Source organism: Canibacter zhuwentaonis, from assembly GCF_018531145.1.
In the GTDB taxonomy this organism is placed as follows: Bacteria; Actinomycetota; Actinomycetes; order Actinomycetales; family Microbacteriaceae; genus Canibacter; species Canibacter zhuwentaonis.
Map to the genome: position 1 here is coordinate 1 of NZ_JAHDSZ010000017.1, position 863 is coordinate 863.

Here is an 863-nt window from a genome sequence, read left to right on the forward strand (position 1 = left end):
AAAGAAGAGAACGCGACTGTTACAGGAGTGTTTAATCTTACCGAGAGTGAGGAGAATCTTTCTGCTGAGGTTACTGTTTCTGGAACACTAACTTGTATCGTGCCTGGTAAAGACGGGGATTATATTAACAGTCAGTTTACCCAGGTGCTTCAGTTTCCAAACAGTAACACTGCAAAGAAGGTTTTATCTGAGAGTGTTTTAAAGGGTAGTACGTGTACTGTGACTGTTAATAATGTTCAGGTTCCTGAGGGTTGGGAGTGGAATCTTCCGAATCCGGTAGTGCAGAAGGTGACGGAGAATACTGAGGTGCAGGTTGCTGTGGATGCTCTACCACCAGCACCAAAGCCGGCACCGGAGCAGAAGCCAGCACCATCAGAACCAGCACCATCAGAACCGGCACCAGCGCCAGAGTCAGAGACGGAGTCAGAACCGGTACCACCGGTGATGCCGGAACAGCCAGCACCGTCAGTGCCTGTTGTGCCGGAAACACCGGTAGCACCGGAGTCTGTTGCGCCAGTGGAAACGCCTGCGGATAGTAGTGAAACAGGTGCTAGGACACTGGTAAACACGGGTGCCGGGGGAACGATTGTGCCGTTGTTGGGTGGTGTTTTTGCCCTCCTGGGTGCTAGTGTGGTTATCGCCACTGCTCGCCGCCGCAGCAGTAGGGCATAGTTTAGCTACTGTGTTTTAACACGACAGTTCAGAGAACCCCTTGGATTCGTTAGTGCGAGTTCAAGGGGTTCTCTGCGTTTAGATTGTATGCACTGTTTTTTATGTGTGTGGTTTTTGATTTGATTTATTCGGGGGGGGGGGGGGTACTCTTAATTGCTGTAAGGTATTCCTGATTAAGGGGGGTTTGTTTT

1 pseudogene is annotated in these 863 nt (G+C 50.3%); it reads left to right on the forward strand.

The features are described 5' to 3' along the window. Nucleotides 1–672: pseudogene (locus KJY78_RS06320) on the forward strand (hypothetical protein); the annotation flags it as partial. Nucleotides 673–863: the final 191 nt, after the last annotated feature.